At 71.7% G+C, this 22,745-nt stretch carries 28 protein-coding genes, 1 pseudogene and 1 riboswitch; of the genes and pseudogenes, 16 read left to right on the top strand and 13 right to left on the bottom strand.

What is annotated here, in order from left to right:
- Positions 1–50 precede the first annotated feature (50 nt).
- Positions 51–719 (top strand): type 1 glutamine amidotransferase domain-containing protein, encoded by a 669-nt coding sequence (locus ABZ321_RS29980; protein ID WP_354897393.1) that lies wholly within the window; start codon positions 51–53, stop codon positions 717–719.
- Here the strand turns inward: ABZ321_RS29980 and ABZ321_RS29975 are convergent.
- Genes ABZ321_RS29975 through ABZ321_RS29965 form a run of 3 tightly spaced genes read right to left on the bottom strand, consistent with a single transcriptional unit; the run spans position 716 to position 2,558 of the window.
- Positions 716–1,303: a hypothetical protein gene (locus ABZ321_RS29975; protein ID WP_354897390.1), complete on the bottom strand. Its 588-nt coding sequence runs from the start codon at positions 1,301–1,303 to the stop codon at positions 716–718. The genes ABZ321_RS29980 and ABZ321_RS29975 overlap by 4 nt on opposite strands.
- Positions 1,304–1,338: 35 nt before the next feature.
- The gene (locus ABZ321_RS29970) at positions 1,339–1,929 is read right to left on the bottom strand and encodes a hypothetical protein (protein ID WP_354897387.1); all 591 of its coding nucleotides are present in this window, start codon (positions 1,927–1,929) and stop codon (positions 1,339–1,341) included.
- Positions 1,930–1,985: 56 nt separating this feature from the next.
- Positions 1,986–2,558: a hypothetical protein gene (locus ABZ321_RS29965; RefSeq protein ID WP_354897384.1), complete on the bottom strand. Its 573-nt coding sequence runs from the start codon at positions 2,556–2,558 to the stop codon at positions 1,986–1,988.
- 137 nt (positions 2,559–2,695) lie between these two features.
- Here ABZ321_RS29965 and ABZ321_RS29960 point away from each other — a divergent pair, with 137 nt between their 5' ends.
- Both ABZ321_RS29960 and ABZ321_RS29955 read left to right on the top strand, forming a co-directional pair.
- A complete protein-coding gene (locus tag ABZ321_RS29960) occupies positions 2,696–3,073 on the top strand; it encodes an FKBP-type peptidyl-prolyl cis-trans isomerase (protein ID WP_344505067.1) in 378 nt (125 codons plus the stop codon).
- A gap of 178 nt (positions 3,074–3,251) precedes the next feature.
- A complete protein-coding gene (locus tag ABZ321_RS29955; protein WP_344505068.1) occupies positions 3,252–3,872 on the top strand; it encodes an adenylate kinase in 621 nt (206 codons plus the stop codon).
- Between the two features lie 75 nt (positions 3,873–3,947).
- Here the strand turns inward: ABZ321_RS29955 and pgm are convergent, their stop codons facing one another.
- Positions 3,948–5,573 carry a phosphoglucomutase (alpha-D-glucose-1,6-bisphosphate-dependent) gene (gene pgm, locus ABZ321_RS29950; protein WP_344505069.1) on the bottom strand — a complete coding sequence of 542 codons (1,626 nt, stop codon included), beginning with the start codon at positions 5,571–5,573 and terminating at the stop codon, positions 3,948–3,950.
- Positions 5,574–5,687: 114 nt separating this feature from the next.
- Between pgm and ABZ321_RS29945 the strand changes: the two genes are divergently transcribed.
- Genes ABZ321_RS29945 through ABZ321_RS29930 form a run of 4 tightly spaced genes read left to right on the top strand, consistent with a single transcriptional unit; the run spans position 5,688 to position 7,255 of the window.
- Entirely contained in the window at positions 5,688–6,050 is a 363-nt protein-coding gene (locus tag ABZ321_RS29945) for a group 1 truncated hemoglobin (RefSeq protein WP_354897379.1), read from the top strand.
- Positions 6,051–6,076: 26 nt separating this feature from the next.
- On the top strand, positions 6,077–6,592 hold the full coding sequence (locus ABZ321_RS29940; RefSeq protein ID WP_344505074.1) for a DinB family protein: 516 nt from the start codon (positions 6,077–6,079) through the stop codon (positions 6,590–6,592).
- A 9-nt stretch (positions 6,593–6,601) separates the two neighbouring features.
- Positions 6,602–7,057, top strand: a complete 456-nt coding sequence (locus ABZ321_RS29935; RefSeq protein WP_354897376.1) for a DUF4259 domain-containing protein — start codon at positions 6,602–6,604, stop codon at positions 7,055–7,057.
- Positions 7,058–7,099: 42 nt separating this feature from the next.
- Positions 7,100–7,255 carry a hypothetical protein gene (locus ABZ321_RS29930; protein ID WP_354897374.1) on the top strand — a complete coding sequence of 52 codons (156 nt, stop codon included), beginning with the start codon at positions 7,100–7,102 and terminating at the stop codon, positions 7,253–7,255.
- A gap of 28 nt (positions 7,256–7,283) precedes the next feature.
- Here the strand turns inward: ABZ321_RS29930 and ABZ321_RS29925 are convergent, their stop codons facing one another.
- Both ABZ321_RS29925 and ABZ321_RS29920 read right to left on the bottom strand, forming a co-directional pair.
- The gene (locus ABZ321_RS29925) at positions 7,284–7,667 is read right to left on the bottom strand and encodes a hypothetical protein (RefSeq protein ID WP_354897371.1); all 384 of its coding nucleotides are present in this window, start codon (positions 7,665–7,667) and stop codon (positions 7,284–7,286) included.
- A 91-nt stretch (positions 7,668–7,758) separates the two neighbouring features.
- Positions 7,759–8,667 carry a hypothetical protein gene (locus ABZ321_RS29920; protein ID WP_354897368.1) on the bottom strand — a complete coding sequence of 303 codons (909 nt, stop codon included), beginning with the start codon at positions 8,665–8,667 and terminating at the stop codon, positions 7,759–7,761.
- Positions 8,668–8,907: 240 nt separating this feature from the next.
- On the opposite strand from ABZ321_RS29920, the gene ABZ321_RS29915 reads away from it, so the two are divergent.
- Positions 8,908–12,387, top strand: a complete 3,480-nt coding sequence (locus ABZ321_RS29915; protein WP_354897365.1) for a discoidin domain-containing protein — start codon at positions 8,908–8,910, stop codon at positions 12,385–12,387.
- Between the two features lie 26 nt (positions 12,388–12,413).
- Here the strand turns inward: ABZ321_RS29915 and ABZ321_RS29910 are convergent, their stop codons facing one another.
- Positions 12,414–12,899: a YfbM family protein gene (locus ABZ321_RS29910; RefSeq protein ID WP_354897362.1), complete on the bottom strand. Its 486-nt coding sequence runs from the start codon at positions 12,897–12,899 to the stop codon at positions 12,414–12,416.
- 86 nt (positions 12,900–12,985) lie between these two features.
- Between ABZ321_RS29910 and ABZ321_RS29905 the strand changes: the two genes are divergently transcribed.
- The 3 genes from ABZ321_RS29905 to ABZ321_RS29895 all read left to right on the top strand — a co-directional run bounded on the left by ABZ321_RS29905 (position 12,986) and on the right by ABZ321_RS29895 (position 14,634).
- On the top strand, positions 12,986–13,423 hold the full coding sequence (locus ABZ321_RS29905) for an SRPBCC domain-containing protein (protein ID WP_354897359.1): 438 nt from the start codon (positions 12,986–12,988) through the stop codon (positions 13,421–13,423).
- A complete protein-coding gene (locus ABZ321_RS29900) occupies positions 13,410–13,742 on the top strand; it encodes a helix-turn-helix domain-containing protein (protein ID WP_354897357.1) in 333 nt (110 codons plus the stop codon). The genes ABZ321_RS29905 and ABZ321_RS29900 overlap by 14 nt, the downstream gene beginning before the upstream one ends.
- Positions 13,743–13,836: 94 nt before the next feature.
- A complete protein-coding gene (locus tag ABZ321_RS29895) occupies positions 13,837–14,634 on the top strand; it encodes a hypothetical protein (protein WP_354897354.1) in 798 nt (265 codons plus the stop codon).
- On the opposite strand, the gene ABZ321_RS29890 is transcribed toward ABZ321_RS29895, so the two are convergent.
- Complete coding sequence (locus ABZ321_RS29890) at positions 14,613–15,017, bottom strand: hypothetical protein (protein ID WP_344505088.1); 405 nt, start codon at positions 15,015–15,017, stop codon at positions 14,613–14,615. The two genes, ABZ321_RS29895 and ABZ321_RS29890, sit on opposite strands and share 22 nt — an antisense overlap.
- Positions 15,018–15,117: 100 nt before the next feature.
- Between ABZ321_RS29890 and ABZ321_RS29885 the strand changes: the two genes are divergently transcribed.
- From ABZ321_RS29885 to ABZ321_RS29875, 3 genes are all read left to right on the top strand, one after another.
- Positions 15,118–16,164, top strand: coding sequence for a hypothetical protein (locus tag ABZ321_RS29885; RefSeq protein WP_354897351.1), 1,047 nt, complete (start codon positions 15,118–15,120; stop codon positions 16,162–16,164).
- An 80-nt stretch (positions 16,165–16,244) separates the two neighbouring features.
- Positions 16,245–16,376, top strand: a riboswitch (cobalamin riboswitch).
- 36 nt (positions 16,377–16,412) lie between these two features.
- Complete coding sequence (locus ABZ321_RS29880; RefSeq protein ID WP_344505090.1) at positions 16,413–16,628, top strand: CbtB domain-containing protein; 216 nt, start codon at positions 16,413–16,415, stop codon at positions 16,626–16,628.
- 14 nt (positions 16,629–16,642) lie between these two features.
- Positions 16,643–17,374 (top strand): CbtA family protein, encoded by a 732-nt coding sequence (locus ABZ321_RS29875; protein ID WP_354897348.1) that lies wholly within the window; start codon positions 16,643–16,645, stop codon positions 17,372–17,374.
- A gap of 43 nt (positions 17,375–17,417) precedes the next feature.
- On the opposite strand, the gene ABZ321_RS29870 is transcribed toward ABZ321_RS29875, so the two are convergent.
- Positions 17,418–17,999, bottom strand: a complete 582-nt coding sequence (locus tag ABZ321_RS29870; protein WP_344505093.1) for a helix-turn-helix transcriptional regulator — start codon at positions 17,997–17,999, stop codon at positions 17,418–17,420.
- A gap of 59 nt (positions 18,000–18,058) precedes the next feature.
- Between ABZ321_RS29870 and ABZ321_RS29865 the strand changes: the two genes are divergently transcribed.
- On the top strand, positions 18,059–19,450 hold the full coding sequence (locus tag ABZ321_RS29865) for an MFS transporter (RefSeq protein ID WP_354897345.1): 1,392 nt from the start codon (positions 18,059–18,061) through the stop codon (positions 19,448–19,450).
- Between the two features lie 100 nt (positions 19,451–19,550).
- Here ABZ321_RS29865 and ABZ321_RS29860 read toward each other — a convergent pair whose 3' ends face one another.
- From ABZ321_RS29860 to ABZ321_RS29850, 3 genes and pseudogenes are all read right to left on the bottom strand, one after another.
- Positions 19,551–19,874, bottom strand: a complete 324-nt coding sequence (locus ABZ321_RS29860) for a hypothetical protein (protein ID WP_354897339.1) — start codon at positions 19,872–19,874, stop codon at positions 19,551–19,553.
- A gap of 174 nt (positions 19,875–20,048) precedes the next feature.
- A pseudogene (locus ABZ321_RS29855) lies at positions 20,049–20,192 on the bottom strand (IS256 family transposase); the annotation flags it as partial.
- Between the two features lie 603 nt (positions 20,193–20,795).
- Positions 20,796–21,329 carry a hypothetical protein gene (locus tag ABZ321_RS29850; protein ID WP_354897336.1) on the bottom strand — a complete coding sequence of 178 codons (534 nt, stop codon included), beginning with the start codon at positions 21,327–21,329 and terminating at the stop codon, positions 20,796–20,798.
- A gap of 111 nt (positions 21,330–21,440) precedes the next feature.
- On the opposite strand from ABZ321_RS29850, the gene ABZ321_RS29845 reads away from it, so the two are divergent.
- Positions 21,441–21,758 (top strand): hypothetical protein, encoded by a 318-nt coding sequence (locus ABZ321_RS29845; protein WP_344505098.1) that lies wholly within the window; start codon positions 21,441–21,443, stop codon positions 21,756–21,758.
- On the opposite strand, the gene ABZ321_RS29840 is transcribed toward ABZ321_RS29845, so the two are convergent.
- The gene (locus ABZ321_RS29840; protein ID WP_344505100.1) at positions 21,755–22,696 is read right to left on the bottom strand and encodes a WYL domain-containing protein; all 942 of its coding nucleotides are present in this window, start codon (positions 22,694–22,696) and stop codon (positions 21,755–21,757) included. The genes ABZ321_RS29845 and ABZ321_RS29840 overlap by 4 nt on opposite strands.
- Positions 22,697–22,745 lie beyond the last annotated feature (49 nt).

The following is a 22,745-nucleotide window of genomic DNA, read 5'->3' as shown; positions in this document are numbered from 1 at the left end:
CCGCCTGAGACTATTGGCGCCGATGGCTTCCGGCGGGCGAAGCTGTCCGCATGACAGCGACACTGATCGTCCTGACCAGCCACGCGACCCTCGGCGACACCGGCCGGAGCACCGGCTTCTACGTGTCGGAGGCGGCGCACCCGTGGGAGGTGTTCACGAAGGCCGGGCACACCGTGACGGTGGCGTCGGTCCTCGGCGGCGACCCGCCCCGCGACGGCGGCACCGACGGCCACGAGGACTTCCTCGCCGCCCTCGGCCACGACACCCCGGCCGTCGCCGACGTCGACCCGGCCGCGTTCGACGCGGTGTTCCTGGCCGGCGGGCACGGCACGATGTGGGACTTCCCCGGCAGCACGGCGCTCCAGTCGCTGGTGCGGCAGGTGTACGAGCGGGGCGGCGTCGTCGGTGCGGTCTGCCACGGGCCGGCCGGGCTGGTCGGCGTCACGCTGACCGGCGGCGGGCACCTCGTCGCGGGGCGGGACGTCGCCGGGTTCACCGACGAGGAGGAACAGGCGGTCGGGCTGACCGAGGTGGTGCCGTTCTCCCTGCAGCGGTGCCTCGAGGCGCTCGGCGCGCGGCACACCGGCGCGGCGCCGTGGCAGCCGCACGTCGTCCGCGACGGCCGCCTCGTCACGGGCCAGAACCCGGCCAGCGCGACCGGCGTGGCGGAGGCGATGCTCGACGCCCTCCCCGACACCCTCCTCGACGCCCGAGCCTAGGTCCGGCGGGTCCCGGCCGACCAGCCGCTGAAGCCGGTCCAGGCGCTGTCGGGGCCGTGGTACTGGTAGTAGTCGTGGGCGGCGTCCCGGCCGAGCAGCACGAACGCGGCGGTCAGCGCCGCCAGCACGCCCGTGACCGCGGTCGAGGAGAGCGCGGAGAACCACAGCGGCAGCACCTTGTACAGATGCTGCTCCTCGGCCGCGCCGTAGGCGAGCAGCGCGTTGTCGGGGTTGACGACGACACCGAGCAGCAGCACGACCCCGGCGAGCAGGGCCGCGGACCCGACCAGCAGCCGGGTGCCGGTGTGCCGGCGCGGGACCGCCGTCGCGACGCCGACGAGCAGCAACGCCATCCCGGCGCCCAGCACGACGGTGAGCGCCAGCCGGATGTGCATGCTGTCGATCTGCTCCTGCTCGCGGATGCTCCACGGGCCGTGCGCGGCGTAGGCCCCGGCGAACCGGGCGAGCAGCACCGCGGCCGCGGCGGTCTGCGCGCCGAGCAGGACGATCGCGGCCACGACCAGCCAGAACGCCCGCCGCACGGGGGCGGCCGGGCGGCGGCGCTGGGCTGGGCTGGCGGCCATCCCGTCCAGGGTAGGCCGCGCCGGGTGGGCGCTCATCAGCCGCGGCGGAGGAGATCCAGCCAGGACCCGTAGCCACCCCACCGTGCGTCCGGATCGTAGTCCTGGTAGTACCCGGCGGCCGCCGGCCGGCCCATCCGGAGGAACGCGACGCCGAACAGCAGCACCACCCCGAACACCGCCACCGAGGACAGCGTCTGGAACCAGGCGGGGATCAGCGTCTCGAGCCACGCGAGGGAGGCGGCGTCAAAGGGGCTGGCCGCATTCTCGGGGCTGAACACCACGCCCAGGACGAGCGCGCCGCCGGCGACGAGCGCCAGGACCCCGACGAGGCCGCGGCTGGTGTCGGCGCGCCGGGCGACGGCGGCCGCGGCGAGACCGAGCAGGGGCGTCAGCGCGGCGCCGAGCAGCACAGCCACGGTGAGCCGCAGCTCGATGGCGTCGGCGACCTCGTCGCCGACGTCGAACGGGTTCGAGGGCTTGATGGCCTGGTAGGTGTCGTCGAAGCCGGCCAGGAGCGTGGCGCCGGCGACGGTCTTGGCGAGGATCAGCAGGAGCCCGATGGCGGCGAGCCAGAACGCCTGCCGGACGGCGGCGGGCGGCGGGTCGAGCCGGAGGTCGTCGTTCACCGCCGCCAGGGTAAGGACCGCCACCGCGCCGGGCGACCCCGTTCACCAAGCCGTGATCACCGGTTGACGATGTCGTGCCAGGAGGTGAACCCACGCCAGCGGGTCGGCGGGCGGTGGTGCTGGTAGTACTCGACGGCGGCGTCCCGGCCCATCCGCAGCAGCGCGGCGCCGAGCAGGACGACGACGCCGGTGACCACGCCCGACGACAGTGCCGAGAACCACACCGGCAGCAGCCGCTCCAGGTCCGCGAGCTCCGCGGCACCGGCGGCGAGGACGGCGTTGTCGGCGGCGAGGGTGACGCCGAGCAGCAGCGCGGTCCCGGCGAACGCGGCGGCGCCACCGACGGCGGCACGGGTGCGGGTGGTGCGGCGCGGGACGGCGAGCGCGGCGCCGGCGAGCAGGACGGCGATCCCGGCGCCGAGGACGACGGCGACGGCGAGCCGGGCATGGACGCTGTCGGCCTGGGCCTGCTCGGCGACCGACCACGGCCCGTGTGCCCGGTGGACGGCGCCGAACCGGGCGAGGAGGATCGCGGCCGCGACCGCCTGCGTCGCGGCCAGCGCGAGGGCGCCGATGACCAGCCAGTACGCTTGCCGCACCGGCGCGCAGGGGCGCTTGCCGTCCGTCATCGCCTTCAATGTACGACGCGCCCTCCGCCTCATCCAAGGGCTGTTTGCGGGGTGGTCGCGCGCCACACGTCAGCGCGTACGGCAGGATGGACGCTGCAAGGTACCGCAGCAACCGCATCCCGCCGAGGAGTTTTCGCATGGCGCTCAGCAAGCCCGACGTGACCCTGCCCGACGGCCCGCCGCCCGCCGACCTGGTGATCGAGGACCTCACCGTCGGTGACGGCGCGGAGGCCCGCCCGGGTCAGCAGGTCAGCGTCCACTACGTGGGCGTCTCGCTGTCGACGGGCAAGGAGTTCGACGCGTCGTGGAACCGTGGCGGCACGTTCGACTTCGGCCTCGGCCAGGGCCAGGTCATCGCCGGCTGGGACCAGGGCGTGGCCGGCATGAAGGTCGGCGGCCGGCGCAAGCTGGTCATCCCGCCGCACCTGGGCTACGGCGCCCGGGGTGCCGGCGGCGGCCTGATCAAGCCCAACGAGACGCTCGTCTTCGTGGTGGACCTGCTCGGCACCCGGTAGGTCCGGTTACCCATCCATGGGTCCGGTATTCCCTACCGGACCCATGGATCGCAATGCGGTAATTCACAGCTGACACACAGCCCACCTCGGACATCGAGGTGGGATGCTGGACCATCGGCGTCGGCCGGCACCCGTTTCACCACCTTTTTCACCTCAAACGCCAAGAAGGGGTGTGCAGATGACAATGCAGTCGGCGGCACCACGCGCGAAGCGGATCCTGATGATCGGCGCACCCGGGGCCGGTAAGGGCACCCAGGCGCAGCTCATCGCGCAGCAGTTCGGCATCACCCACATCGCCAGCGGCGACCTCCTGCGCAGGAACATCGCGGAGGGCACGACGATCGGCCGCACGGTCGAGGAGCTGGTCAACAAGGGCGAGCTGGTCCCCGACTCGATCATCATGGACATGCTCCGCAAACCGGTCCTCGCGGCGAACACCGACGGCGGCTACGTCCTGGACGGCTTCCCGCGGACCGTCGAGCAGGCCGAGGCGGCGTACCGCACGGCCGGTGCCCTCGGCGTCGGCGTGCAGATCGCGGTCCATCTCGACGTCCCGGAGGAAGAGCTGACCCGCCGGATGCTGGCCCGGGCCCGCGGCGCAGACGACACCGTCGACGTCATCAAGCACCGCATCAAGGTGTACGAGGAGAAGACCCGGCCGCTGCTGGACTACTACCAGCAGCGTGAGCTGCTCATCCAGGTCAACGGCGCCCGCCCGGTCGGCGAGGTGACGTGGTCGATCGTGGTGCAGCTGCAGCGGGCGTTCAAGCAGCGTCCGGCCGCGGCCCGCGCCGCCTGATCCACCGTCGCTCGAAGTCGTTCGAGGGCCCGGCCGCCGCGGCGGCCGGGCCTTCGCGTTCCCGGCCGGCTCCGGTCAGCCGGCGAGTGCGGCGGAGACGACGCCGCGGGCCTCCTGCTGGATGCGCTCCAGGTGCTCCGGGCCCTGGAACGACTCGGCGTACACCTTGTACACGTCCTCGGTCCCGGACGGCCGCGCCGCGAACCAGCCGGACGCGGTGACGACCTTCAGCCCGCCGATCGGGGCGCCGTTGCCGGGCGCGGCGGTCAGCTTCGCCGTGATCGGCTCACCGGCCAGCTCGGTCGCCGTCACCTGCTCCGGCGACAGCTTGCCCAGCACCGCCTTCTCCTCCCGGGTGGAGGCGACGTCGATCCGCGCGTACGCCGGGGCGCCGTGCCGCGCGACGAGGTCGGCGTAGTGCTCGCTCGGCGACCGGCCGGTCGTCGCGATGATCTCCGCGGCGAGCAGGCACAGCAGCAGGCCGTCCTTGTCCGTCGTCCACACCTGTCCGTCGCGGCGCAGGAACGACGCGCCGGCGCTCTCCTCGCCGCCGAACCCGACGGAGCCGTCCAGCAGCCCGGGCACGAACCATTTGAACCCGACGGGGACCTCGATGAGGGTCCGGCCGAGATCCGCCGCGACCCGGTCGATCATCGACGACGACACGAGCGTCTTGCCGATGGCCGCGTCGGCGCGCCAGCCGTCGCGGGCCTGGAACAGGTACTGGATGGCGACGGCGAGGAAGTGGTTGGGGTTCATCAGGCCCGCGTCGGGGGTGACGATCCCGTGCCGGTCCGCGTCGGCGTCGTTGCCGGTCGCCACCTGGTAGTCGGCGCGTTTGCCGATCAGCGACGCCATCGCGTTCGGCGACGAGCAGTCCATCCGGATCTTGCCGTCCCAGTCGAGGGTCATGAACCCGAACGTCGGGTCGACGTCGGGGTTGACCACGGTCAGGTCCAGCTTGTGCCGTTCGGCGATGGCGCCCCAGTACGCGACGCTGGCCCCGCCGAGCGGATCCGCGCCGATGCGGACCTTCGCGTCGGCGATCGCGGCCATGTCGATGACGGACGGCAGGTCGTCGACGTACGCGGCGAGGAAGTCGAACCGTCCGGCCGCCTCCTTCGCCCGCGCGTACGGGATGCGCTTGACGCCGTTGAGGTTGTCGGCGAGCAGCGCGTTGGCCCGGTCCTGGATCCACTTCGTGACGTCGGTGTCGGCGGGCCCGCCGTGCGGCGGGTTGTACTTGAAGCCGCCGTCCTCCGGCGGGTTGTGCGACGGGGTGACCACGACACCGTCCGCCCCGAGGTGCCGGTGGGTGAGGATCGCGTGTGACAGCGCCGGCGTCGGCGTGTACCCGTCGCGGCTGTCGACGAGCACCTGCACCCCGTTGGCCGCGAACACCTCGAGGGCGCTGACCGTCGCGGGCTCCGACAGGGCGTGTGTGTCCTTGCCGAGGAACAGCGGCCCGGTGTACCCCTGGGCCGCCCGGTACTCGCAGATCGCCTGGCTGACGGCGACGATGTGGTCTTCGTTGAACGAGCGGCGCAGGCTTGAACCGCGGTGCCCGGACGTGCCGAACGCGACCTGCTGCGCGGGGTCCTCGACGTCTGGGTGCTCGGCGTAGTAGCTGGTGATGAGTCGCGGGACGTCGACGAGGTCGGAGCGCTGCGCCTGAGCTCCGGCGCGGGGATGGACGGACATACCGCATACGTTGCCACGTCACCGTTCCCGCTGCGACACGACTCGGTCATCGGCCGAAACAAACCGTGGCTACACTGCCGCCCGTCGATGCCCTTTCACCCCAGTGAGGCGATGATGACGACCGCGGTTTCCATGTACGCCCGGGTCGGCGGCGGCCCGGCCATCAAGCACGTCGTCGACCAGCTGTACACGTGGATCCTCACCGACGAGGAGCTGTCCCCCTACTTCGAGCGCGTCACCGTCGAGTCGCTCAAGCGGCACATGGCGGCGCTGCTCGCCCAGGTGCTCGGCGGGCCGGCCGAGTACACCGGCCGCGAGCTCGGCGACTCGCACCGCGGCCTCGGGGTCACCGACGCCCACTACACGCGGGTCGTCGACCTCGCCCTCGCCGCGCTCTTCCTCGCCCACGCCCCGCGCGACGTCGTCGCCGCCGTCGAGGACACCCTCCTCTCGGTCAAACCGGACATCCTCGGCTGAGTCTCCGCGCATGGCATGATCCACCTATGACGTGGACCGCACCCGAGCCGCCACCGTTCGGGGGTTCGCTCGTCGCCGACGAGCGGACCCTCCTCGAAGGCTTCCTCGACTGGCAACGCGCCGTGCTCGTGGGCAAGTGCACCGGCCTGACCGGCGAGGAGCTGGCGCAGCGCTCCTGTCCCCCGTCGACCCTGTCCCTGCTCGGCCTGCTGCGCCACGTCACCGACGTCGAGCGCGAGTGGTTCAACACCCGCTTCCGCGGCACGCCCGTGCCGTTCCTGTACCGCCGCGCCGACGCGAAGGACGCCGCCTTCGACGAGGCCGACGGCGAGACGGCGGAGGCCGACTACGACCGGCTCGTCGCCGAATGGCGGTCTTCCCGTGCCGCGGTAGCGTCCGCCTCCCTCGACGACAGCTTCATCGACTCGCTGCGCGGCCCGATGTCCCTGCGCGCCGTCTATCTGCACCTGATCCAGGAGTACGCCCGCCACAATGGCCACGCCGACCTCCTCCGCCAGCGCATCGACGGCGAAACCGGCTGACCCCGTCCGGTGAGCTTCTGGGACGGCACGTCGTTCGGCAACGACGCCGCGGCGGACTTCGCCGGCGAGCTCGACGAGGCGGCGCCCGAGCAGCGTGTCGCCATGGTCGGCGAGCTGCTGACGCGGACCGCCGCCACCACCGACGCCGACATCGCCTCCTGCCCCGGCGGCGAGTTCGGCGTCATCGAGGCCGCGCGGGCGGTGGCGGCGGCCGCGCTGGTCGCGGCGCAGCGCGAGGGCGGCGAGCCGATCCGCGGCTCCTACGGACCCACCACCGCGATGCCGCCGTTCCCGCGGTCGTTCACTGGCCTCGCCGTCGACGCGCTGGACCGCATCACCGCGACCCAGGCGTGGCACGACGACGACTGGGCCGACCCGGAGAACGCCCCGGCCTGGCACCGGACCGTGCTCAGCCTCCGGAAGGTGCTGGACCCACCGCAGCGCGAGACACTGTTCGACCTGTGAGCGGGGGCGGCGGCCGCATCGACCGTTGCCACCTTGCCGGGCGTGGACGTCGACGGGGAGATCGGCGCCCGGACGCGGCGGCGGCGCGGGCTGGTCACACTCGCGGTCTGGTACGTGGTGGCCGCGGTCGCCACGGTCGCCGCCTGGCTGGTCTGCCTCGTCGTCTCGTGCGGGGTGCTGCTGCTCAGGTCCCGCTGAGCGCGAGCCGCCGTGCGGCTGCCTGCCGTCACGGCTGGTCGATGAGTATCTCGATCGTGGACGGCCAGGGCGCCGAGTCGATGAACACCCTGACCGTCCTCCGTCCGGGCTCGACCCCGATCACCAGCGCGTTCTCGTCGTTGACGTCGGTCACCATCAGCTGTCCGAACTCCAGGTCGAGCCCGCCCTCGTACGCAGCGGTCAGTCCGGCGGAAGGCTCACCCCATCCCACGCGGATGTCGGCCAGCCCCACCTGCCCGTGGACGACGCTGATCTGGATCGCCTCCACGGAGCCGGCGGCCACAACCTGCTCCGGACCGTCCCATTCCGGCGACGGCCGCCGGTTGTTGAAGTCGCAGATGAACACGACTGCGTTGGGAACGGCGAACATGATCCGTCCGAGGAGGTTCACGGTGCCACTCGTCTCCTGTCGGTCTTGCTCACGGATCAAGCGGGACGCGATTGCCGCGCGGAGGGCGACTCGACATCGTGCGGGGCGCTGCTCAGGTCCCGCTGAGCGTGAGGCGGCGGGCGGCCTCGTCCTGGGACAGCCACGGTAGTCCGTCCAGGGTGGCCTTCTTCGTGTTGTACGCGGAGACCCACAGGCCGGCGGCCCAGCTCGCGCCGAGCTCGTCGGGCGGCCAGGTGCGGCCGGAGGCGCGCTGGTACTCGTCCAGGAACGCCGCGGTCTCGTCGACGGTCGCGGCGCGGGGCAGCATGCCGCAGGGCCACACGGCGGCGGCGAGGCCGACCACGACGGCCTCAGGGGCGGCGATGACGCTGTCCCAGTCGTGCACGGCGAGGGGGTCGTCTCCGGTCCAGCGGAGGTTCTGGGCCTCCCAGTCGCCGTGGCCGGTCACGAGCCGGCGGCCGGCCGGTGTCTGCGCGAAGCGGGTGAGGCGCTCACGGACGTGGGCGCCGAGCTCGTCGAGCCACGGCGTCGGGGGTGCGGCGTTGAGGTCGTCGTCGCGGTCGTCCGCGGCCGGCCAGATGCCGGGCACCTCGTGGTCCCACGCCGTCCATGGCGGCGCGGGGGTGAGGGTGCCGAGGGTCGACGGCGGCGGGGCGACGGCGACGAAACGGGCGAGCAGCGTCGCGAACCGCCGCGCGGGCTCGGTCAACGGCGCTGTCGCTCCCCCGGGCACGAGCACCTCGGCGGTCACCGCGACGCCGTCCTCGGCGACCGGGCCGGCGAGGGGTTCCGGTGCCGGGAACCCCGCCTGCCACAGTGCTCGCTGGACCGCCGTGCACGCGTCCAGCCGCGGCGAGTGCGCCCGCGCCTTGACGACCACGGCACGGGCGTCGGCCAGGCGGACGCCGTACACACGCGACAGATGACCGCCGCTGAACACGACCTCCGCGACGGGTGCGCCGAGGTGGCGCCGGCACCATCGGTCAACGTCGAACGTCACCCGACCAACCTATGCGATCGCAAAACTTAAATCTTCCGATCAAGATGTAAGAAAGTTCGCGCATCCCCATCGAAACATCTAGACACGGATATGAAAGCCCCATAGATTGACCGCGCCAGGCATCGGCGTGCCAGGCAACCCGCAGGACATCGACACTGATGCCCGCCCGTTGTCCGAAGCGCGCCGTCGTCAGCGGCATGCCGTGCTTCGGGCGGAGCGTCCCGCTTCCCTGGAGGAACCGTGCCCGTCCCGCCCCGGCGCATGCGCATCCCGATCGTGGGTGCCCTCGCCTCCACCCTTGTCGCCACGGCGCTGGTCCTGCCCTCGGCCGGCGCCGCCGCCGCACCGCCGCCGCAGGAGCCCGGCGTCACGATGCGCACCTTCGACCTGCAGACACCCCTGAGCAACCTCTGCACGCTGAAGGCCGCACAGACGCCGAACGTCGACAAGCTCATGCCGACCGTCGACTGGACCACCTCGGCCCAGTTCGGTCTGGAGGACAACTTCCTCACGCAGGTCATCGGCAACGTCAACATCGCCACGGCCGGCAACTACACGTTCCGGCTGATCAGCGACGACGGCTCGCGTCTCGTGGTTGATGACAACGTTGTCATCAACCACGACGGGCTGCACGGCGCGACCGCCAAGGACGGCGCCGTCCAGCTGGGCACCGGGTACCACTCGCTGCGCATCGACTTCTTCGAGGCGGGCGGCGGGCAGCAGCTCACGCTGCAGTGGCAGACCCCGGGCTCGTCGTCGTTCGTGACCGTGCCGAACTCGGTGCTCAGCACCGATGCCGGGGTCGTGCGGGTCACCGCGCCCGGGCGCAAGGAGTGCGAGACGGCCGGCGACTCCCCCGGCGACGGCCTGCCGCTGACCTCGGTCCACCCGAACTTCACGCTGACGAACCTGCGGCCCAGCGGCTTCGAGCCGAAGGTCACCGGCATGGACTGGCTGCCCGACGGCCGCATGGTCATCTCGACCTGGGGCGGCAGCGACCAGTCCGGCACCTCCCAGGCGGGCGAGGTCTGGATCCTCGGCAACACCGGCGGGGCGACCTCGCCGGCCAACGTCACCACCAAGCGCATCGGCAGCAACCTCAAGGAGCCGATGGGTCTGAAGGTCGTCAACGGCGTCGTCTACGTGTCGGAGAAGGCGCGGCTCACCCGGCTCGTCGACACCACCGGCGACGAGGTCGCCGACCAGTACCAGACCGTCGCGACCTGGCCGTATGACGGCAACTTCCACGAGTTCGCGTTCGGTCTGCTGTACCAGGACGGCTTCTTCTACGTGAACCTGTCGGTGTCCATCGACTACGGCGGCGCGACGACGAACCCGCAGGGCATCGCCAACCGGGGCACCACGATCAAGATCAACGCCAGCAACGGCCAGGTCACCTACGTCGCGGGCGGCCTGCGTACGCCGCACGGCATCGGCTGGGGGCCGGAGAACAGCATCTTCGTCACCGACAACCAGGGCGGCTACCAGCCCGCGTCGAAGCTGCTGCAGATCCAGCAGGGCCGCTTCTACAACCACTTCCTCAACCCGCAGGGCCCGTTCGACAACGCGCCGATCAGCCAGCCGGTGCTGTGGCTGCCGCAGAACGAGATCGGCAACTCCCCCAGCACCCCGATGCTGATGCAGAGCGGCCTGTACTCCGGGCAGTTCCTCATCGGTGACGTCACCTACGGCGGCCTGCAGCGCGCCTACGTGGAGAAGGTCAACGGCGAGTACCAGGGCGCCCTGTTCCGGCTCACGCAGGGCCTCGAGGCCGGCGTCTCCGAGGTCAACGTCGGCCCGGACGGCGCGGTGTACGTCGGCGGTCTCGGTGCCGGCGGCAACTGGGGCCAGTCCGGCAAGCTGCTGTACGGCCTGCAGAAGCTGACCCCGAACGGCAACAACGTCTTCGACATCCTCGCCACCCGGGCCACGTCGAACGGGTTCGAGCTGGAGTACACCCAGCCGCTGTCGGCCGCCACCGCCAGTACCCTGGCCAGCAAGTACCGGGTGAAGCAGTGGCGGTACGTGCCGACCGCCGCCTACGGCGGCCCGAAGATCGACGAGGAGACGCTGACGGTGTCCTCGGCGACGCTGTCCGCCGACGGCAAGAAGGTCACCCTGGTCATCAACGGGCTGAAGGCCGGCCGGGTCGTGCACATCCGCTCGCCCAAGCCGTTCGCCGCCGCCAACGGCCAGTCGCTGTGGAGCACCGAGGTCTGGTACACGCTCAACGCGATCCCGGGCCAGGTCCCGCCGGTCAACCTCGCGCTGGGCAAGACCGCCACGGCCGACAGCTCCTGCAGCACGTCGGAGAACGCGCAGCGGGCCGTCAACGGCACCACCACCAACGGCAACCTCGACAAGTGGTGCTCGCAGGGTGCCACCAAGTGGCTACAGGTCGACCTGGGCGCCAGCCAGAGCGTGAACAAGGTCGTGCTGCAGCACGCCGGTACCGGCGGCGAGAACACGGCATGGAACACCCGGGACTTCAACGTCCAGGTGAGCACCAACGGCACGGCGTGGACGACGGTCGCGACCGTCACCGGCAACACGGCGAGCACGACCACGCACAACTTCGCCGCGACGCAGGCCCGCTACATCCGGCTCAACGTCACCACCCCGGCCAGTGACGGCAACGCCGCCGCGCGCGTCTACGAGCTCGAGGCGTACGGCGGCACGGCGCCGCCGGCGACCGGGAACCTGGCGCAGGGCAAGGCCACCACGGCCGACAGCTCGTGCGCCACGGCGGAGGGCCCGGACAAGGCGGTCAACGGCAGCGTCAACGGCGGCAACACCGACAAGTGGTGCTCGCTCGGCGCCTCGAAGTGGATGCAGGTCGACCTCGGCGCGAGCCAGAGCGTGGGCCGGATCGTGCTCAAGCACGCCGGCGCCGGCGGCGAGAACAGCGCCTGGAACACCCGCGACTTCAACCTGCAGGTGAGCACCAACGGCACCGCGTGGACGACGGTCGCGACGGTCACCGGCAACACGCTGGGCTCCACGACGCACGACTTCACCGCCGTGCAGGCGCGGTACCTGCGGCTGAACGTCACCACCCCGGCCAGCGACGGCAACGGTGCCGCTCGGATCTACGAGTTCGAGGCGTACGCGTCCGGCGGCGCCAACCCCGGCCGGGTCGTGCTGTTCGACGGCCAGAACATGAGCAGGTTCGAGGGCTCCGGCGGCGCCGCGGTGACGTGGCCGCTGGGCAACGGCGGGGTCGAGGTGCTCGGCGGCGACATCCGCAGCAGGGAGAGCTTCGGCGACTTCCGGCTGCACATCGAGTTCTGGCTGCCCAACCTGCCGTCCGACGTGACCGGGCAGCAGCGCGCCAACAGCGGCATCTACCTGCAGGACCGCTACGAGCTGCAGGTGCTCGACTCGTTCGGGGTCCCCTCCGCTCCCGGCCTGGACACCTGCGCGTCGATCTACAACAAGATCGCGCCGACGAGCAACGCCGCGACCGCACCGCAGACGTGGCAGACGTACGACGTCACGTTCCGCGCGGCGAAGTACAACGCCTCCGGCACCAAGACGGACAACGCCCGGGTGACGGTCGTGTGGAACGGCGTCACGGTGCACAACAACGTGGCGATCGACGGTCCGACCGGCAACGGCGCGGCCGAGGGCCCGTCCGCCGGCAAGATCCGCCTGCAGGACCACGGCGACCCCGGCGCCAACCTGTTCTACCGCAACATCTGGGTCGAGCCCATCGCCTGACCCTCCCAGCAGCGGGGCGGTGATCTTCACGTGGCCGTGAAGATCACCGCCCTGCCCGCGTCCGCCGCCCGGGCGTAGAAGGCCTGGATGTCGGCAAAGTTGTCCCAGGTGTACTCGAAGTCGTCGGCATCGCCGGCGCCGCGGTAGTCCGGGTCGTCGATCGCGTCGAACCGCTCGCGCAGCCACGCCCGGTCCAGTCCCCGCACGGCCGCGGCGACGTCGCGGACCTCGTCGGCGGTGACGTAGATGACGTAGTAGTCCTCGTGCAGGTCCCGCCCGCCGAGCACCGCGTGCGTGAGCGGGTACTCCCCGCCGTCCGGATCCAGCGTGCCGTCACCCAGGCAGCGGTGGACGGCGTCCCAGGCCTTGTCGGAGTCGACCTTCATCGCGTCGTCGTCCCACTCCTCCTCAAGGTCACCGACCAGCTCCCCGACCGCGTCGTCGCCCCGCTTGGCAGCCTTCAGCAGCTTGCGTTCCTGCTGCTCGGTGATGGCGAAGTGCACTCCCAGCATGCCGGTGATCGTACGGTCCGCTTGACGCAACCAGGTGATTGCTATAACTTCAGAAGCAACCAAACGGTTGCTATATGGAGGCGGACATGACATTCCCCGACCGGATCGAGCGCACCCTGCAGCTGGCCCACCCGCCGGAGAAGGTGTGGGCGGCGCTGACCACCGCCGAGGGCCTCGGCACCTGGTTCGGCAACCGTGCCGAGGTCGACCTGCGCGTCGGCGGCACGGCCAGGCTCATCTGGGACAGCGGCGACACCGCCACCCTCACCATCACGCGCGTCGACCCGCCGCACGTCTTCGCCTACACCTGGCCGATCTACGGCCTTCCCCAGGAGGACCCGCGACGCAACCAGGTGGAGTTCACACTCACGCCTTCCGCCGACGGCACCACATTGACCATGATCGAGAGCGGATTCGCGCAGGTGCCGGACGAGACCGTGCACAACACCGCGTACACCGGAAACACCAAGGGCTGGACCAGTGAGCTCGGCGAGCTCGTCGCGTACCTCGATGGGCAGGCCTGATCCGGAGGCGGTGGCGCAGGAGGTCTTCGCCGCCCTGGCCGACCCGAGCCGGCGGGGGATCCTCGCCGCGCTCGCGGCCGGGGGGCCGGCCACCGCCACCCAGCTCGCCGGGCAGCTGCCGATCACCCGGCAGGCGATCGCCAAGCACCTGGGCCTGCTGGCCGAGGCGGGCCTGGTGGTCGCCGAGCCGGGCGAGCGGCGGCGGGTCCGGTTCCGCCTCGACTCGGCGTCGATGAAGGTGGCGCAGCAGTTCCTCGCCGCCCTGGCCCGGGACTGGGACGGGCCGCTGCTGGCCCTGCGGGACCGGCTCGACGGCTGAGCGCCGCACCGGACAAAGACCACATTCGGCGCCGAACGGTTGGGGTCGGGAATCGACTCCGGCCGGGTGTGCGGGTGGCTGGTAACGTCCAGACGTGGATCTGCTGAGGGTGGAACACCGTCACGTAGAATTGGCCGACGTCGACTTCTCGGGTCGCTCGTTCGACACGTTCGGTGCCTATGGCGGAACATTTCTGCGATGTAACTTCTCGGAAACTGCTTTCGGAAAGTTCAGCGTCGGCCATCAGGGCCAGACGCGATTCGTCGACTGCGTGTTCCACCGCACGAGGTTCCCGCTGGGCAACACGTACCTCGGCGACGCCCGCTTCGAGCGCTGCCTGTTCGACGGTGCCCGGATCCGGGAGCTTGACACCGAATGCGCGGAGTTCGTGGAATGCGTGTTTCGTGGCCGGGTGTGGCACACCGTATTCAACGGCGCTCCCGGCCGGGCGGACGGCGGCCCGGTCCGCGCCCGCAACGAATGGCGCGGCAACGACTTCACCGACGCGGACCTCGTCGACGTGGACTTCCGCGACATCGACCTGCGTGCGCAGCGCTGGCCCGCCGACGGGGCGGAGTACGCGCTGATCGACGACGTCGACGCGCGGGCCGCGGCGGCCGTCGACGCCATCCACACGGCGCCCGACGGCACGTGGCCGGAGCCGGCGCTCGCCGTGCAGGCGATCGAGTTCGCCCGCACCGGTCGGCCGCGCGACCCGAACGGGTTCGTGCTGCTGCGGCGCCGCGAGCTCGGGCACCGGCTCCCGCCGGAGGTCCGCGAGCAGCTGTGGACCCTGCTGGTGTCCGGCTACAAGAACGACAAGGACGACCGGCCCGCGTCCGACCACGCCGACGGCCGGCTCGTGGCCGGTTACACCGACGACCAGGAGTAGAGCGCCCGCCCCTGCGCGACCGCGGACCTGGCCAGCCCGGCCAGCGCGACGAGCCGCCCGGCCTCCCAGTCCTCCAGCAGGAACCGGTCCGCGTAGCCGCGGATCTGCCCCTCCTCCAGCCGGGTGAGGGCGTCGACGAGCTCCGCGTTGATCCGCACCGTCCACGGGCCCAGGAACTCCGGGTCGTCGGCGCCGCGCAGCGGCTCGTCCCGGCCGAACTCGCTCGGATCCCGCCCGTCGATCTCCGCGGCGAACTCCTCGACCTCCAGGATCCAGCCCTTGCAGTCGACATACGGCCAGTCGTTGCCGGCCGGGCCAAGATCGAGGTCGAGGGCGGCCAGCTCCTGCTCGGTCGCGGCGAAGTAGTCCATCATGACGCCCACGGTCCGAGCCTATCGTGACGCCTCGATCCCGGCAGCGGTCATCACGCATCCCGGGCCACGGGGCAGCAGCGGCCAGGCATCGGCTGCTATACATGCCGGCGTGAAGCGACGGCACACGGGGTTACTCGTCCGGATCGTCCTGGCAGGCGTCTTCCTGCTGGCCGGATGGCAGATGGTGGCGGCCGGCACGAGCACGGCCGCGCAGCGGCAGCAGGAGTCGGCGCAGCGCATCGCGGACTACACGCCGACCTGCGACGGCAAGACGATGCGGCCGCGCGACACGTGCCTGGTCTTCGGCGGCAGCGGCGACGAGGGCGGCTCCTACCAGACGATGGTCGACCGGCACGCGAGACAGAACTCCCCGGAGAAGCTCGCCGGCCGGGACCGGGCGTGGCGGATCGCCGGCACCGCGGCGCTGCTGATCGGCGGGCTGACGCTGCTGTACTTCGTGCTCTCGCTGATCGAGGTGATCCGGTACGGCGCCGACGAGCCGCAGGCGGCGATCGCCCCGTACCAGACCCGCTTCTTCATCTTCGTCGTCACCGGCGTGACCGCTGTGCTCGGGTGGGACACGGCCTTCACCGACGGCGGGACCGGCGCGTGGATCGCGGGCGGCGGCGGCACGCTGATCTGCCTGATCTCGGGCGCCGGGTTCGTGTCGTCGGTGCGGACGCGGATCGGCCGGAAGCGGTGGGCGAAGCGGCGCGGCTACGCCTTCGAACACTCCGACCCCACGCTCGCGCAGCGGCTCGGCTGGTCGCAGTCGCAGCCGTCCGCGGGCGCCGTCGTCAGCGGCACGTACCGCGACCGCGCGTTCTACGTGTTCGACTTCACCGAGAAGGACAACCGGCACACCGCGCTGGTGCTCGCCCTGCCGGGTGAGGTGCCGAGCCTGTCGGTGCAGCCGAAGGAGAAGGAGGGCGCGCGGCTGACCGGCGGCACCGACCCGCAGTGGGCGGACCACGGCCCGCAGGTCGTCGCCGCCGCCGACAAGCACTACCCGTGGGCGTTCATGGCGAACGGCAGGTCCGTCTGGGCGAAGTACGCCGAGTTCCTCAGCCCGAGCGGCGCGTCCCTCGACCGGCGGCTCGACGGACTGCACAAGGTCGGCACCGACCTCGTCGCCCTCACCCCGCCGAGAACTTGATCACCTCGCCCCCGGGCGCCGGCCGCGCTGACCAGCGGTGCGGCGCCCACCGGCGGGTTGACGGAGGCGCTGTCCGATTGACACGCCGGAACCGCGTCCGTACCGTCCGAAACATACACGTGACAGTGAACGGAAGCCGGTGCAAGCCCGGCACGGTCGCGCCGCTGTAACCACGCAGGTGGGAGTCAGACCCGGGCACGGTCACGACAACGCTCGATGGGACGCGAAATCCCGCAGGAGGCTGCATCATGGCATCGATCTCGGCTCTTCCCACCCCGGCCACCGCACCGGCCCCGATCCCGCTGCGGCAGATCCTGCCGTGGGCCACGTTCGGCGTCGTCCTCGCCGTCGTCCTGCTCTACTTCGTCGGCGCCGAGCAGGGCATCACCTCGGTCGTCTCGGGTTCGACGGTGCACGAGTTCGTCCACGACGGCCGGCACCTGCTCGGCTTCCCCTGCCACTGAGCCGGGGCGCCAGAATGTTGAGTGCCCGGACGCTCCTGGTCCGCGGCATGATCACCGGCCTGGTCGCCGGTGTCGCCGCGTTCCTGTTCGCCTACCTGTTCGGCGAGGGCCCGATCAACGACGCGATCGCGTTCGAAGAGGTCCACGCCACCGACCATGAGCACGGGCCGGTCAGCCGGACCGTGCAGAGCACGCTCGGCCTGGCCACCGCCTCGGTCGTGTACGGCGTCGCCATCGGCGGCCTGTTCGCCATCGCGGTCGCGGTCACGCTCGGGCGCATCGGCCGGATCAGCGCCCGCGCCACGGCCGCGGTCGTCGCCCTCGCCGGGTTCGTCGGGGTGGCGCTCGTGCCGTTCCTGAAGTACCCGGCCAACCCGCCCGCGACCGGCAACCCCGACACGCTGCAGCAGCGGACCGGCCTGTACTTCCTGATGATCGTCATCGGGGTCGCCGCCGTGCTCGGCGCGATCGTCGTCAGCCGGTCGCTGCAGCCGCGCTTCGGCACGTGGAACGCGACGATCCTCGCGGTCGTCGGCGCCGCGGCCGTCGTGGGTGTCGCGATCGCGCTGCTGCCCGCGGTCAACGAGGTGCCCGACGGCTTCTCCCCGGTGCTGCTGTGGCAGTTCCGGCTCGCGTCGCTCGGCACCCAGGCGGTCACCTGGGCCACGCTCGGCCTGCTGTTCGGCTACCTCACCGAGCGCAGCCAGCGCCCGGTCGTGGCCGACGCGCACCCGGTCGCGGTCTGACCGGTTCGTTTCCTGAAGGCGGTGGGGCGTTGCCCCGCCGCCTTCATTGTTTCCCGGAGCGGGGTCTCGCACGCACCCGCGCCTTCTCCCCCTGGGGCCCGAACATGTGCAGGACCTCGACGGTGTGCTCGCCGGCGGGGCCGAACCAGTGCGGCGTGCGGGTCTCGAACTCGGCGACCTCCCCCGGCCGCAGCGTCAGCTCCTGCTCGCCGAGGATGAGCCGCAGCTCGCCGGCGAGGACGTACAGCCACTCGTAGCCCTCGTGGGTGACCAGCCTGGGCTCGCCCGGTTCGAGCACCTGCTTGAACACCCGCACCGGTCCCGGGTAGCGAGTCAGCGCGACGACCACGCTGCCGCTCCGGTTTCGCTGGGGCTTCAGGTGTACGCGGGGATCCCCCGTCGCCGGTGCCCCCACCAACTGGTCGAGGGCCACCTGATGCGCCTGGGCCAGCGGCAGCAGCAGGTCCAGCGTGGGGCGGCGCTTCCCGGACTCCAGCCGCGACAGTCCGCTGACGGAGATGCCGGTCCGCGCCGACAGCGCCTCGAGGGTCAGCCCCCGCCTGCGGCGCAGCTCCCGCAGCCGCGGCCCGATCCCGTCGATGAGCCGCTCCACCTCGGCGTCCATTTTGCAATCTTCGCAAATTCTCTGCGGCCTGTACGAGGTGCGCGCCGATCATCGTGGCCATGGACACCGCACGGCGCTGGACCGTTCTCGCCATCTGCTCGACGAGCCTGTTCCTGGTCGGGCTCGACACCACGATCGTCAACGTCGCGCTGCCGTCGATCGGCGCCGGCCTGCACGTCGGCACCCGCGGCCTGGAGTGGACCGTCGACGCGTACACCCTGGTCCTGGCGAGCCTGCTCATCTCCTCCGGCGCCCTCGCCGACCGCTTCGGCCGCCGCCGGATCTTCCAGATCGGCCTGGTCGTCTTCGCCCTCGCCTCGGTGGCGTGCGCGGCCGCGCCGTCCCTCGGGTGGCTCGTCGCCGCCCGCGTCGTGCAGGGCGTCGGCGGCTCGATGCTCAGCCCCGTCGCCCTCGCGATCGTCGTCAGCGTCATCACCGACCCGAAGGAGCGCGCCCAGGCGATCGGCGTGTGGGCCGCGATCTTCGGCGCCAGCATGGCCGCCGGCCCCGTCGCGGGCGGCGCGCTCGTCTCCGCCCTCGGCTGGCGGTCGGTGTTCTGGGTCAGCGTGCCGCTCATCGCCGCGGTCCTAGCCCTCACCGCCCTGTACGTGCCGGAGTCCCGGTCCCCGCAGCCCCGCCCGGTGGACGTGCCCGGGCAGGTGCTGCTGGTCGCGTTGGTCGGCGGGTCCGTGGCCCTGCTCATCGAGGCGCCGCACGCGGGCTGGACCGCTCCGGTTTCGGTCTGCCTGTCAGCGGTCACCCTGGCCGCCGCCGGGTTCGTGGTCACGTCCCTGCGCCGCCGGTCGCCCCTGATCGACGTCCGCCTCTTCCGCCACGCCCCCTTCACCGCCGCCGTCCTGGGCGCCGTCGTGCTCTTCGCCGGTCTCAACCTGACGCTGCTGCTGAGCACGCTTTACCTGCAGCACACCCGCGGCCTGTCACCCGCCGCCGCGGGGCTGGTCACGCTGCCGATGGCCCTGGCGGCGACGGTGTGCGCGCCGCTGTCGGGCTACCTGGTCGGCCGCGCGGGCCCGCGCCCGCCGCTGCTCCTCGCGGGCGTCTTCGTCCTGGCCGGCGGCCTGTGCCTGCTCACCCTGTCCGACGACACCGCCCTGCCGGTGCTGCTGCTCGCGTTCCTGCTGCTCGGCGTCGGCATCGGCTTCGCCAACACCCCGATCACGAACACCGCCGTCGCCGCCCTCCCACCGTCCCGCGCGGGTGTCGCGGGCGGCATCACCTCCACGGCCCGCCAGTTCGGCGCGGCCCTCGGAATCGCGGTTGCGGGCGGCCTGGTCGCGTCGTCCTCCCCCGCGGGCCTGCCCGCCGCGTCCCGCCCCGGCTGGCTGCTGGTCGCCACCTGCGGCGCCGTCCTGCTCGCCGTCGCCAAGCTCTCCCCCACCTTGCGAACCACCCCACAACCCACAACCCGCCCCGCCACCAGCCACGCGTAGGACGCCCCCGCACCGCCCCACGCCCGACCACCAATTACCTGCAACCGATTACCGGCAATCGACTACGAGGAATCGTCAGAAGTTGTGGATCAGCGGACCCTCAACTCGACTCTCGTTCGAGTGGCTGGAGAGCGTCGAGGGCATTGAGCCTTGCATCGTAGCCTGGTGACCGCTGGGAGCCGGTCACCAGCAGGCGTGTCCGCATGCACGGGTGATCGGGTGCGTAGAGATCGTTCTGGCCATCGTCGCCTGGGATGGCGTTGGGTTGGACCTCGATCTGGCACGGCGGGGCCTCGGCGCTGTAGCAGATCCCCCGGTAGTCGCTCTCGTGTCCGGCGAAGGTCAGGCCGAGACGGTCCGCGACGATGCGAGCCAGTTCGGCGGCGGAGCAGGCGTTCGCGCCGTAGATGTCATAGATGTTCATGGTCGGGCCGCCACGTCGATGCGCTCGACCACTTGCCCGGCGCCGAAGGTCGCCCCGGCGCGGCTACACGGCCCCTTGGTCACACGGCTATGGTGCCGGACGGTCCGGCACCCCGACACGCCGTCACCGACCGCGAGTTCCGCAGCGGGCGCAGTCACGCAACAGGTCCGGTCACAAGCCACTCGCCGTGCGATAGCTGTCGACGAGGGCGACTGCCTGCCGGTGATCGTCAGCACGGACCCCGACGGTCACCAGCAGGCAGCGCTTGTCCTCCTCGAGACGCACCATCACGTGGATCCCGTCGGCCCACCCGTAGACGTGGCCGACCTTGGTTGTTGCCGCCTCCGCTCTGCCAGACCACTCGCCCACCGAGGTGCCTGGCGACCGCAGCAATGCCACCATCTGCGCCACAGCGCCGGCGGACGCCGATAGATGGGCTGTCCAGGGCGGAGCCACCCCCGTTGACAACGGCGAACGGCCATCGCCGGCTTAGCCGTCTGGAACGGACGGCCACTTCAGCGGGCGAAGCGCTCGGCCGGGGGTCCAGCGACGCAGCAGCGCCACCGTCAGCACGGCGAAGGCCGCCAGATGACCGACGGCACCGCCGGCGCCGTGGTGCTGCACCTGTGCCGGCCGCGGCCGACGCGTCGGGGCCGATGGGCTTCAGGGTCTGCGGCTCGCCGTCCACGGCGGGGTGGCCACTGCCCACTGAGCCGTCTGGAGCGAGCCGCCACCTCGTCCGTGCCAAGGTCAACAGCGGGAGTGCGCGATCGGCACGGCGCCGCCCGTCAGCGCCGTGCAGCGTCGGCAGGCGCCGACTCAGCTGGCCGGGCGGAGCGGGCACCGCACGGTCGGCCGCGGTGAGTGGCCAACCGTGCGGCTGAGTGTCCGAAGCGAGCGGCCGGGCGGCTGGGGCGTAGGTCAGGCGTCCAGGGCGGGGCAGTACTTCGTGGCCTCGGCGGTTGCCTTGTCCATCTCGGTCTGGAAGGCGTCGCTCGCCAGGTTGTCGGACTCGAGGACCTTCGAGAAGGCATACACGAAGTTCCGCAGGGCGAGCCTCGCCTGCGGGTCGGCGGCCTGCTCGAGCTCGGCGTTGACCGAGGCGCTCAGGCGGTCGAAGACCACCTTGCCCTTCGACTTCGCCGTGGCCATGGCGGCCTTGTCGTCCTTGGCGGCGGCGGTGAGCAGCTCGGTGAGGACGGCGACGACCGCTTCCTTCTCCTTGTCATACGCCGCGACGACCGCCTTGCACACGGCCTCCGTGTTGGCCTTCAGGTCGACGGACTGCGACGGGGCGGCCGCGGCGCTGGTGCCGGCCGCATTGGTGCCGGCCGCGCTGGCGGCGGCGTTCGCCGAGCCCTGGGCGGCGGGCGACGGATCCTCGGAGGAGCAGGCCGCGGTCAGGGCCACCGTCGTGGACAGGGCCAGGGCAAGGATGGTGCGTCGCAACTGCATGGTGGGTCGCGCTCCCCCGTGAGGAAAACCAAAGCGAGCAGAGCATAGAGGCGACCACCGACATTTTCCGCTCGAGATGAGACTCGCCACAGCGGCGCGTAGGCTCCCGCCGTGACCATCGACATCACCTCAGAAGAAGCCACCACCGACGCATACGCCGACGCCGACGACGTCACCGAGGAGACCGGCGAGGAACTCGCCGAGGACACCGGCGAGGACACGGCCGGGGAGCCGGGCGACGGCCCGTCGGTCATCTACACCACGTACTTCACGGCGGCCGAGGACCTCGTCGAGCACGTCCGGGCCGCGGACGTGCTCAACCTCGGTTTCCGCGTCGAGTCCTACCTCGTCGCGTCCGACGACCCGGCGGACGCGGGCCAGATCGAGTACGAGTTCACGCTCCTGAGCGAGCTGCCGCTCAAGGACTAAGGGTCGGCGTACAGCGCGACGACGGCCTCCGCGGCGGTCCGCATCGCGGTGCGGACCGCCGGCGGGTCCACGACCGTCAGCTGGGCGCCGAAGCCGAGCAGGCTGCCGACCGCGTGCGGCACCCCGGCGAAGGAGAGCCGCACCAGGTGCGACGAAGAAGCGCCGGAGGCGGGGGCCAGATGGCGGGCGAGCACCCGGCGCACCAGCGCGACCGCGGGCGGCGACACCGAGACCAGCACGGTCAGCGGTCGTGGGCGCGCCTCGACCCGGTCGCGCAGCCGGGCCCAGGCCGCGTCCAGGTCGAAGCCGGTGGGCAGCACCGCCGGCGCGGGCAGCACCGTGCATTCGTGGACGCGCGACACCCGTACCAGCGCAGGCTCCGACGTGACCAGATACCAGATGCCCGCCTTCGCGACCAGGCCGGCGGGGGTGACGGTCCGCCGCGAGCGGGCGCCGTCGCTGTCCTCGTAGTCCAGCGACAGGCAGCGCCCGCGCAGCAGGCCGTCGTGGATGGCGGGCAGCAGCGGCACCGCCTCGCCGGAGCGCATCCACGGGTCGACGTCGACGATCACGTGGCGGCGGCCCTGGGCCAGGCCGCCGCGCAGTGCCTGCCCGCCGGCGCCGATGATCTTCTCGATGGCGGTGTCGAGGGCGTCGCCGAGGCCCAGCTCGCCGGCGAGGCGTGACTGCCCGACGGCCAGGCCGGTGCCTTCCGCGGCGTTCAGGTGGGCGAGGCCTGCCCGGTACGCCGGCAGCATCCGGATTCCTCCGCCGCGCCCTCGCTCGGCGTACACCGGAATCCCCGCGGAACTGAGCGCCGCGACGTCGCGCAGGACGGTGCGCACGGACACGCCGAGCCGCGCGGCCAGCTCCGGCGCCGCGGAGGACGGGCGGGCCTGCAACAGCAGGACCAGGGACAACAGTCGATCGGCACGCACGAGCCGAAGAATATCCGTTGAAACATGACAGGGGTTGTCTGGTTCTACG

This window comes from Dactylosporangium sp. NPDC006015 (assembly GCF_040614215.1).
GTDB lineage: Bacteria > Actinomycetota > Actinomycetes > Mycobacteriales > Micromonosporaceae > Dactylosporangium > Dactylosporangium maewongense.
The sequence above is the reverse complement of the archived record's forward strand: the minus strand, read 5'-3'. Positions and strand labels throughout refer to the sequence as shown.

Bases quoted from the DNA above. Each gene is read 5' to 3' on its own strand.
- ABZ321_RS29905 (WP_354897359.1), top strand. From the start codon at position 12,986: ATGACATTCCCCGACCGGATCGAGCGCACCCTGCAGCTGGCCCACCCG.
- ABZ321_RS29975 (WP_354897390.1), bottom strand. From the start codon at position 1,303: ATGGCCGCCAGCCCAGCCCAGCGCCGCCGCCCGGCCGCCCCCGTGCGG.
- ABZ321_RS29960 (WP_344505067.1), top strand. From the start codon at position 2,696: ATGGCGCTCAGCAAGCCCGACGTGACCCTGCCCGACGGCCCGCCGCCC.
- ABZ321_RS29880 (WP_344505090.1), top strand. From the start codon at position 16,413: ATGGCATCGATCTCGGCTCTTCCCACCCCGGCCACCGCACCGGCCCCG.
- ABZ321_RS29910 (WP_354897362.1), bottom strand. From the start codon at position 12,899: ATGCTGGGAGTGCACTTCGCCATCACCGAGCAGCAGGAACGCAAGCTG.
- pgm (WP_344505069.1), bottom strand. From the start codon at position 5,573: ATGTCCGTCCATCCCCGCGCCGGAGCTCAGGCGCAGCGCTCCGACCTC.
- ABZ321_RS29945 (WP_354897379.1), top strand. From the start codon at position 5,688: ATGACGACCGCGGTTTCCATGTACGCCCGGGTCGGCGGCGGCCCGGCC.
- ABZ321_RS29870 (WP_344505093.1), bottom strand. From the start codon at position 17,999: ATGGACGCCGAGGTGGAGCGGCTCATCGACGGGATCGGGCCGCGGCTG.
- ABZ321_RS29965 (WP_354897384.1), bottom strand. From the start codon at position 2,558: ATGACGGACGGCAAGCGCCCCTGCGCGCCGGTGCGGCAAGCGTACTGG.
- ABZ321_RS29940 (WP_344505074.1), top strand. From the start codon at position 6,077: ATGACGTGGACCGCACCCGAGCCGCCACCGTTCGGGGGTTCGCTCGTC.
- ABZ321_RS29900 (WP_354897357.1), top strand. From the start codon at position 13,410: ATGGGCAGGCCTGATCCGGAGGCGGTGGCGCAGGAGGTCTTCGCCGCC.
- ABZ321_RS29980 (WP_354897393.1), top strand. From the start codon at position 51: ATGACAGCGACACTGATCGTCCTGACCAGCCACGCGACCCTCGGCGAC.
- ABZ321_RS29955 (WP_344505068.1), top strand. From the start codon at position 3,252: ATGACAATGCAGTCGGCGGCACCACGCGCGAAGCGGATCCTGATGATC.
- ABZ321_RS29850 (WP_354897336.1), bottom strand. From the start codon at position 21,329: ATGCAGTTGCGACGCACCATCCTTGCCCTGGCCCTGTCCACGACGGTG.
- ABZ321_RS29860 (WP_354897339.1), bottom strand. From the start codon at position 19,874: ATGAACATCTATGACATCTACGGCGCGAACGCCTGCTCCGCCGCCGAA.
- ABZ321_RS29865 (WP_354897345.1), top strand. From the start codon at position 18,059: ATGGACACCGCACGGCGCTGGACCGTTCTCGCCATCTGCTCGACGAGC.
- ABZ321_RS29875 (WP_354897348.1), top strand. From the start codon at position 16,643: ATGTTGAGTGCCCGGACGCTCCTGGTCCGCGGCATGATCACCGGCCTG.